Annotated in this window: 9 protein-coding genes; all 9 read right to left on the minus strand. The window is 42.5% G+C overall.

Translation table 11 applies throughout. The features are described from left to right. Positions 1–8: 8 nt before the first annotated feature. Positions 9–278, minus strand: a complete 270-nt coding sequence (locus AC4IFO_RS11235; RefSeq protein ID WP_490734367.1) for a PAAR domain-containing protein — start codon at positions 276–278, stop codon at positions 9–11. Then, positions 271–1,197: a hypothetical protein gene (locus AC4IFO_RS11240; RefSeq protein WP_490734369.1), complete on the minus strand. Its 927-nt coding sequence runs from the start codon at positions 1,195–1,197 to the stop codon at positions 271–273. Before AC4IFO_RS11240 ends, AC4IFO_RS11235 begins: the two co-directional genes overlap by 8 nt. Positions 1,198–1,270: 73 nt before the next feature. After that, positions 1,271–1,540, minus strand: coding sequence for a PAAR domain-containing protein (locus AC4IFO_RS11245; RefSeq protein WP_490734371.1), 270 nt, complete (start codon positions 1,538–1,540; stop codon positions 1,271–1,273). Then, entirely contained in the window at positions 1,533–2,459 is a 927-nt protein-coding gene (locus AC4IFO_RS11250; protein WP_490734373.1) for a hypothetical protein, read from the minus strand. Before AC4IFO_RS11250 ends, AC4IFO_RS11245 begins: the two co-directional genes overlap by 8 nt. Before the next feature lie 73 nt (positions 2,460–2,532). Next, positions 2,533–2,802 (minus strand): PAAR domain-containing protein, encoded by a 270-nt coding sequence (locus AC4IFO_RS11255; protein WP_094962673.1) that lies wholly within the window; start codon positions 2,800–2,802, stop codon positions 2,533–2,535. Then, positions 2,795–3,721 (minus strand): hypothetical protein, encoded by a 927-nt coding sequence (locus AC4IFO_RS11260; protein WP_490734376.1) that lies wholly within the window; start codon positions 3,719–3,721, stop codon positions 2,795–2,797. Before AC4IFO_RS11260 ends, AC4IFO_RS11255 begins: the two co-directional genes overlap by 8 nt. Then, positions 3,718–6,918, minus strand: coding sequence for a toxin VasX (locus tag AC4IFO_RS11265; protein WP_490734378.1), 3,201 nt, complete (start codon positions 6,916–6,918; stop codon positions 3,718–3,720). The genes AC4IFO_RS11260 and AC4IFO_RS11265 overlap by 4 nt, the downstream gene beginning before the upstream one ends. Continuing rightward, positions 6,915–8,144 (minus strand): DUF4123 domain-containing protein, encoded by a 1,230-nt coding sequence (locus AC4IFO_RS11270; protein WP_490734380.1) that lies wholly within the window; start codon positions 8,142–8,144, stop codon positions 6,915–6,917. Before AC4IFO_RS11270 ends, AC4IFO_RS11265 begins: the two co-directional genes overlap by 4 nt. Beyond that, positions 8,144–9,169, minus strand: a 1,026-nt coding sequence (locus AC4IFO_RS11275) for a type VI secretion system Vgr family protein (RefSeq protein ID WP_490734382.1), incomplete at its 5' end; no start/stop codon positions are given. The genes AC4IFO_RS11270 and AC4IFO_RS11275, both read right to left, overlap by 1 nt.

A 9,169-nucleotide genomic window follows, 5' to 3' on the forward strand; every position in this document is an offset into this window, starting at 1 on the left:
TGGCGCATTTAACCTACTGCAACCTGCACACAACCACCAGAGCATCCACAAGCGACTTTGTGACCTTCTAATGCGACAGGGATACCATTAATTTTCATTAAGCTATCGCCTTCAACGATAGTCCCTGTTTTTTTACATGAAGGGCAATAAACAGAGTCGCCCACACACGCTACACCTTGGATTTGCTTGGCGAGAGAAGAAGCCGTCAGAACTGTGCCACCCGTATTAGTTGTATCATTTTTTAATATAATTTTTTTGCCATTCACAAGACTACGCATTGCATTTTTTCTCTTGCTCAAGCTTTGCTAAAAGCTGTTCGACCTGTTGCTCAAAATCAGCAGGAAGGGGGTTCTTACCAAAAGACAAAAAGGGTTTACGGGCTTGGTAATCGACAGGCGAAACCGCATCTCGGCCTAGTTGCATATAGGCATTAAGAAACGTGATAAAACGATGGTTTTCACTGTCGGTGCTGGTCAGGAAACTGGAGTAATGTGAGACATTCGGGCGATAGAGGATCGTTTTCAATTGCCCTGTTTTTTCATCAATGCCATACAGTTTAATCGCCAACATTTTACCTGCATAGCCGATTTGTGCATCTTCATAGCGTGTTAAACGAACTTTCCCCATCCCATAGCTATACAGTATTCCTCGTTGTCTATCCGCAATGAGATAAACTGGAGGGGTAAAGAAAGAGAGATAACCAAATAACCACAAAAAGCCGGGGAAAAAAATCAACCAGCCAATGACGAGGTATTTTCCATATTGACCATCAGTAAAAAACTCGCCAGAGTTATAAGCAAATATATAATCCCAGTAATTTATACTTTTTTTTCCAAAATAAGGCCTGTACGTATTTACATATTTTAATGTGACCGCATCTAAGTTAAGTTCATTACTATATTTAGCCTCTACTTTTTCGACCATAGCTTGAAAATGCTTTTTATTATTTATATGTTCAGAAATAAAGCCAAACAGTGTATAACAGGCCATCGCCAAAAGTATAATAAAAAATGGTATCGTATTGGTAAGTTGGCTATTCCGTTGTGGTGAACTAATCACACAATGCTGTTTATTGACCGCATCTAAAAAAACCAGTTTTTGAGGCTCCAAAGGATCATCGTAATGATGACTTTCCGCAGTCAATGGTGTGGTTTCTAATTGCTCCGGGTGCTTTGTTACGGTGTATAAACTCGTCACTCTGTTCCTTCCCCATCAATACAGCCATAAATTTTATCATCAGGATTATCGTTCCGGTAACGCAATGGCGCATTTAACCTGCTGCGACGAGCACGCAGCCCCCAGAACATCCACAAGCGACTTTGTGACCTTCTAGCGCAACAGGGATACCATTAATTTTCATTAAGCTATCGCCTTCAACGATAGTCCCTGTTTTTTTACATGAAGGGCAATAAACAGAGTCGCCCACACACGCTACACCTTGGATTTGCTTGGCGAGAGAAGAAGCCGTCAGAACTGTGCCACCCGTATTAGTTGTATCATTTTTTAATATAATTTTTTTGCCATTCACAAGACTACGCATTGCATTTTTTCTCTTGCTCAAGCTTTGCTAAAAGCTGTTCGACCTGTTGCTCAAAATCAGCAGGAAGGGGGTTCTTACCAAAAGACAAAAAGGGTTTACGGGCTTGGTAATCGACAGACGAAACGGCATCTCGACCCTCTTGCATATAAGCATTAAGAAACGTGATAAAACGATGGTTTTCACTGTCGGTACTGGTCAGGAAACTGGAGTAATGGGAAACATTTGGGCGATAGAGGATGGTTTTCAATTGCCCGTTTTTTTCATCAATGCCATACAGTTTAATCGCTAGCATTTTACCTGCATAGCCGAACTGTGTATCCTCATAACGTGTTAAACGCACTTTTCCCATGGCATAACTATACAGTATGCCTCGTTGCCTATCCGCTATAAGATAAACTGGAGCCGTAAAGAAAGAGAGATAACCAAATAGCCATAAAAAACCGGGGAAGAAAATTAGCCAACCTACGATTAAAAACATTTCAATTTGGCTATTACTACTAAGCTTACCAGAATAATATGCTTTAATATAATCCCATGTGCTTATTTCTAACTTATCAAAATAAGGCAAATATTTATCTAAATATTTTGGAGTCTCCCTACCTTGTTCATGGTAAGTATCATAAATACTTTTATTGTAGTTTATTGTATCTTGAAATGTATACATTTTAGATGAGTGTCTATCCATAAAACTAAATAATGTACAAAAAGCCATAAAGAGCAACACGATAAAAAAGGGTATTGTGTTGGTAAGTTGGCTGTTCCGCTGAGGGGAATTAATAATGCAACGCTGTTGGTTCACTGCATCTAAAAAAACCAATTTCTTTGGCTCAAGGGGGTCATCATAATCATGACTTTCTTCAATCAATGGCGTGGCTTCTAATTGCTCCGGGTGCTTTGTTACGGTGTATAAACTCGTCATTCTGTCCCTTCCCCATCAATACAGCCATAAATTTTATCATCAGGATTATCGTTCCGGTAACGCAATGGCGCATTTAACCTACTGCAACCAGCACACAGCCACCTGAGCATCCACAAGCGACTTTGTGACCTTCTAGCGCAACAGGGATACCATTAATTTTCATTAAGCTATCGCCTTCAACGATAGTCCCTGTTTTTTTACATGAAGGGCAATAAACAGAGTCGCCCACACATGCTACGCCTTGGGTTTGTTTGGCGAGAGAAGAAGCTGTCAATACCGTACCACCGGTATTCGTCGTATCATTTTTTAAAATGAGTTTTCTGCCATTCACAAGGCTACGCATTGCGTTTTTTTTCCTGATCAAGCTTTGCTAAAATCTGTTCGACCTGTTGCTCAAAATCAACAGGAAGGGGGTTCTTACCAAAAGACAAAAAGGGTTTACGAGCTTGGTAATCGACAGACGAAACGGCATCTCGCCCCTCTTGCATATAAGCATTGAGAAACGTGATAAAACGATGGTTTTCACTGTCGGTGCTGGTCAGGAAACTGGAGTAATGTGAGACATTCGGACGATAGAGGATCGTTTTCAATTGCCCTGTTTTTTCATCAATGCCATACAGTTTAATCGCCAGCATTTTACCTGCATAGCCGAATTGTGCATCTTCATAGCGCGTTAAACGTACTTTCCCCATCCCATAGCTATACAATATTCCTCTTTGCCTATCAGCAATGAGATACACCGGAGGGGTAAAGAAAGAGAGGTAACCCAATAGCCACAAAAAGCCGGGGAAAAAGATCAACCAGCCAATGACGAGGTATTTTCCATATTGGCTATCAGTAAAATATTTTCCAGAGTTATAAGCTTTGATATACTCCCACCAGCTAATTTTTTCTTTATGAAAAAATGGTGAATATAGAACAACAGATCTATTATCTCTTATCTTATCCTCAGATAAATAACTGTATTTTTCCTGCAAGTATTTTGACATTTGTTCCATTGATGTTTTTTTACCTAAATGATTATCAACAAACCCGAACAACGTATAACAAGCCATTACTAAAAGTACGATAAAAAATGGGATCGTATTAGTAAGTTGGCTATTACGCTGTGGGGAGTTAATCACACAACGCTGTTTATTGACTGCATCTAAAAATACCAGTTTTTGAGGCTCCAACGGATCATCGTAGTGATGACTTTCTTCAATCAATGGCGTGGCTTCTAATTGCTCTGGGTGCTTTGTTGCCGTATATAAACTCGTCATTCAGTGCCTTCCTCATCAATACAGCCATAAAGTTTATCATTAGGATCACCGTTTCGGTAACGCAATGGCGCAATCTCGCCTTTAAGACGATCCACCAAGTAGTACCAATAAATGGATGGGATAGATTGCCCCAGAGGATTCCTTGCAAAAATACCCGCTTCAACTTCAAAGCTCAGCACAAGCTCTCCATCACGCAGTGCCGTACAGGCTAACGCATCTTGCAAAGCTGCCTCAAACGCCGCATTAAATTTTGTTTGCTGTGAAGCCAAATAGTCAATCCCACGATGTTTGACTACCGTATCCCCTTGTTTGGGTAAAGAGGTCACAGGTGTTCCCGCGGGATAAGCAAATAAAGCTTTCTTTTCAACTAATTGATATTCAATATCCGAAATACCGCATTGAAAATTACTCAGCGTAAACTGATATTGAATGACATAATGTGCAGCCCCATAATGACTTTGCCCTAACCCCGCCTTTGATTTTGGAATAGCATTAACTTGTAGTTGGGAGGTAAAGAAAAGATTATCAAATTCTTGAAGTTCCATTTGATAATAGAAACTATAATCATTGAAAAATCTAATGTAATTATCTAATTGTAAACTCTTATCAGAGCTTCTTGATATATCGTCATTGTCTTCTTTCAAATACCCCCCCGCAAAATACTTATCCCCATTCCCCCAAAAACACTGCTTCAGTAGCTCTTCAAATGCATCCGTTTTAAAGTAATAGTAAACGGCCATACCAATTCCGAATACGATCGCGCCGATAATAATCAATTCCCACGCAAATGCTGCAATGGCAGTCGCCACCACCCCTTCAGTGGCACCGTATGTCGCTAACCCCACCGAAAACGCCAAGGTGCCTGCCGCTTCCGCAATTTTGGCGGAGCCCGTAATGTAGTTACTGTTATAAAACTCCGCAGACGCTTCCGCGATGGGTAAGGCAACCCCTAAAATCGCCACGGTATATCCGAGCCCTTTTAGTCCCATTTTGCCTAACTTGGTTTGAACTTCCGGCAACTGAATTTTGGTGAGTAACCGCTGAAGCGGTGGAAACGTGACCGCCGCTGCATACCCTCTAGCCGCTTGACGTATTTCAACCACGGCTTCTGCCGTGTTTAAAATATGTGCTACCATTTGAATACGAAATATATTCACCGCGGCGGCATGTAATGGGTCTTGCTTATCAAACTCTTTCGTATGGGCAACGGCACTGAATTCAATCATACTCGTGAGCAATGTGTAGACATCTGCCCCCAATTTGATGTGACTGATTAAGGCGTGTTTATCCGTTGGTAGCCCGGTAGAGCGATAACCTTCTATCAGTTTAAATTTGGCGGTGGTTATAACGCGTTTCAGCCCTGCCGATTTTAATCGATTATCCCAGTCAAAGACCTTCTTCATGTTTTTTGAAAAACGTTGGAGTGGCTGCCCCATCCCTTTCAGTGAACTCATCCATTTTCTGAACTCTTCCGCGCTTAAGGTCGCGAGTTCATCAAAACTCACGGAGATACCGAAATACCCCAAGAAAGCGGGGAGCACTTTATGTGCCAGAAAATCCAGCCCCGCTTGGCTGATACGCCGCACATGATTTTTGGCATTATTCAGTTGGCTATGCGCCTCCGTATACGCGTACCCCAAGGCATCCCAACATATCATGACGGCTAAACGTAATGACGGTAAGATACGCTCTTTAAATTCACTGAGCGCTTTATCTTTTATCACATCCTCATTTAATACATCCAGCAAGTTGGTGATAAACTCCTTCCAAACCTCCCCGTCATCACTGTCGGTTGATAACAGTAAATCGAGTGTAATTCGTCCTGACGGTGAACTTTTTAAGGGGGCGAGTAGCTGTTCATGCAGCTGGCTGTAGGCCTCTAATTCATCAAAAAACGCGGGGTGCCAAAAGTCCCCTTTTTGATATTGTTCTTTAATTAAAAAAGCATGGTCAAGATAGTTTTTAATGCCACCGACCTGATTTTTGACTGCGGGATTGCTTAAAAAATCACGGTAGAGTTGAACGATATTGCCTTGCAATGTTTCAAACTCTTGATTACCCGCTTCAATTTGCGGCCAATAGGTTTTCCACCCTTGAACATCAATGTGTTTGGTAAACTTCTCTTTTAATGATTTCCCTTGCTCCGTTTTCGCGACGTCAGGGGTATCAAACTGGGTTTCTAACGCCGAAAGATAGTGACCCACTTTATTCGGGTACTGCCAATAACGTTGGAACATTGCATACGTGGCTGTCACGAAGGTATAAAGCGACAAAATATCTTTTTGGTAACCGATAGGGTCATACAGAGCAACTAAACAACTTTTTTCTTTGTAATCTAAATTTTGTTTCGCTTGGTTTAACAGGGTATCGGTACTTTTACTGGCACTATTCATTCCTGTAATATGGGAAAAATACTCTTTCGGTAGCGGATTACCGATGGATTTTGTGTGCTCGGTAAAGGCTGAAAACTGGTCTGACTCGGTTTTATATTCCTCAACCAGATAGTCAATATGCTCAGCGTTCAGTTCAAGGGCATGGGGATTTGCATTAAAATCAACCAGATTGATTTTTTGCATAAACGCCTGTCGGTAAGATTCATCCGTTTCCATTTTATCTAAAACATAATCAGACAGGGGGATATCACTGAATAAAAATAACGCATTCATGACGTCTTTTTTAATCGGCAAATACGGATATTGACAAGATTGTGCTTGTACTGAATGAGTTAATGGGTCACGTAAACAAGGGATAAACCCTTCCTCTGCATCCCCTTTCTCTTTTGCGCTCAATGCTTCACTGGCGTTATCATCATCCGAATAAACATACCCATTATCGTAATACTGAACAGTATGCTTAAAAATCAGCAATTGCCCTTTTGTATCAAGGCGAGTGGGAAATTCACCTTCCTCAAAGACATAAACCCAGCCTGTGCGCAGTAATCGAGCCGAAAACCCTTTAGTGTCAGAGATTGACGAAGCCGACAGTAACGTCGAAATAGCGGGCGGAACCGCCGCTTTCGCATTTTTATCACCATACAAATTTGAGTAGGCATAACGCACGGGGTACACCGGACGATGTTCATTCTCACAGGGGCAAACGACCGCATCGGCTTGTAAATTTCTGGGGGATGCTTGATTCACTGCCTCGACCACTTTACGGAGGTGCCTTTCTTCCGGGGTTAAGTATTTCGAATTCATGCGGTCACTCCTTGTGACGATAAGCAATGTCGGTAGCGGTGATAATTAAAGGTGATGGCATTCGTTTCATAAGCCTTTGCTGCCTCTGTCGCCGTTTGCCATAACGCCTCGTTTTGCGTGCAAGCATGGCGAGCAAGGACATAATACAACAGTGCTTGTGTTTGGCTGATATCATTTAAAAAAGCTTGATTCATGATACGTAAACAAATGTTCTCAAGGTCAGCAGAGCCTGATAACTCGCTCGATGTTGACAAAGGTGAGTGCTGCTCTATCAATTGTTTGGCTTTATTCAATGTCTGAACCAAGGTCAGTGCTGCATAATGACGATACAATTTTTCATTAATAAACAGTGGCTCACGGGGGCGAGTATCATATAAATAATCGGTATGAAAAGTGATTTCGACCCCATCAGGGTAATTGGCACTATAGCCATAGAACGCCTTGACTCCACTCACCACATTAAGTAACTGCCCATGGGTCAATGATTCAATAAAGGGCATAAAATGCGATACATCGTAAAAGCGGAAAAAATTCCAACTGTTCAGCGGTTTGTTATGTAAATACGTCATCTTACGCAATTGACGATGAATATCAGTAAACGATTTAAGACTGTGAATGAAAATCCCTAAAGTACCTTTGTTGGATAAGCTTGAGCAGTGCTCTAGAAAGACTTCTCCGGCACGATTAGGGAGAAGGTGTATCAAATAGGGCGCTTTGTCCTCAAGGCTGTCTTGCGTTTCCCCTTGGTATAACGATTGCCACGGTAATTGTGAACCATGTAACTTAGGGACAAGGTGTTGACCTGTTTGGCGATGATATTCACCGCTGTCAATCAGCGCATAGAAGTGAGTCCCATCACTAAATGCAGGTTGCCCTTCCGTATAATGGATATCCCCCTTTTCCGATGGGCGTGGATGCGTGAGGTTACGTTCATCCACTAACACCGCCAAAACATTTGCCTCATGTTGCTCACGAACTTGCCGCACTAGCGGTAATTCTAGTTGATGACTAAGCTCAACATAAGAGACAAAGGGGGTAAGCGAATCATAGTCGGCAAAACTGTATTGCGCTGAATGCGCAGTAAAATACTGACGCATCCGTTCGATAGCCTGTGATTGACTCGCGCCGGCCACCGTCATAACGCCACTAAATTGTTCCTCGTTTCGCGTATAACGACACTGTGCGACCCAATACCCCTTATAAACTGTATTCGGACTCCAGTGCATTAGGCCGTTCCTTTTTTTATCGCTTTCGCACGGCAATCTTCCGCTAACGGTAACCCTTCATTAACCGCCGCCTCTAGTGTCGCAACCGCTTCAGGGGCTCCTCCCGTTATCGAAACATCCCCTTTGAGTAGAATTTTACCCGTGATAGTTACACCTTGTGCATCCAATTGAATTGACCCGGCTTTGCCTTTGATAATCACCGTTTCGCTCGCTTGCAAGGTGTGGACTTTGGTGTGAGTATGAATACCGCCTGCCGCCTTCAACGTATAATCATTTTGAATGTCACACTGTTTGTTTTCGCCCACTTCTTGAAAGTGACTCGCGTGGATAACTTCTTTCCAACTGTTATCAATGCGTGTGACTCGGTCTTTCCCGATTTGCTCAAATTGATTAACATCAACCTGTACGGTCTGCTCATTGATGATGTGGATAAATTCGTCATGGCACACTTCATGCTTCCGGTCATTCGCCACAGTATGGCTATCATCATTCCCGACATATTGGGTTTTATTGTGATTAATGTGAATGTTGTTATCGCGCTGCGCATGCAGATAAATTTCTTCTCGACCACTTTCATCTTCAAAGCGTAGCTCATTAAACCCGTCCCCTTTGTGGGTTTTGGTTCTAAACGTGGTCCGAGTCTTCTCACTTGGTAAGTCTAATGGTGGTTTATTTCTGCCATTGTACGTACACCCGGTTATAATCGGTCTATCAATATCATTATTCAGATAGGAAATAATTACTTCCTGCCCAATTCTTGGGATGGACATAAACCCAAAGCCATCACCATTCCAACCGTGGGCCACACGCACCCAGCAAGACGCACTGTGGTCTGGCTTACCACGCCTGTCCCAGTGAAAATAGACAGTAACCGCCCCTTGTGAGTTGGTGTAAATTTCCTCACCCGGCGGTCCGACAACGGTAGCCAACTCATCCCCATCCGCCGTAGGTTTAAAACGGTAAGGGGGACGCCACTCTTGCGTACTGGGAATAAAGGAAAGCTGGTTACTCATCTGAGTCCCTTC

The sequence above is a fragment of the Providencia sp. UF-224 genome (assembly GCF_058245955.1).

What these genes read in the sequence shown, in the direction of transcription:
- AC4IFO_RS11235 (WP_490734367.1), bottom strand. Translation starts at nt 278, where the DNA reads ATGCGTAGTCTTGTGAATGGCAAAAAAATTATATTAAAAAATGATACA.
- AC4IFO_RS11245 (WP_490734371.1), bottom strand. Translation starts at nt 1,540, where the DNA reads ATGCGTAGTCTTGTGAATGGCAAAAAAATTATATTAAAAAATGATACA.
- AC4IFO_RS11250 (WP_490734373.1), bottom strand. Translation starts at nt 2,459, where the DNA reads ATGACGAGTTTATACACCGTAACAAAGCACCCGGAGCAATTAGAAGCC.
- AC4IFO_RS11255 (WP_094962673.1), bottom strand. Translation starts at nt 2,802, where the DNA reads ATGCGTAGCCTTGTGAATGGCAGAAAACTCATTTTAAAAAATGATACG.
- AC4IFO_RS11260 (WP_490734376.1), bottom strand. Translation starts at nt 3,721, where the DNA reads ATGACGAGTTTATATACGGCAACAAAGCACCCAGAGCAATTAGAAGCC.
- AC4IFO_RS11265 (WP_490734378.1), bottom strand. Translation starts at nt 6,918, where the DNA reads ATGAATTCGAAATACTTAACCCCGGAAGAAAGGCACCTCCGTAAAGTG.
- AC4IFO_RS11270 (WP_490734380.1), bottom strand. Translation starts at nt 8,144, where the DNA reads ATGCACTGGAGTCCGAATACAGTTTATAAGGGGTATTGGGTCGCACAG.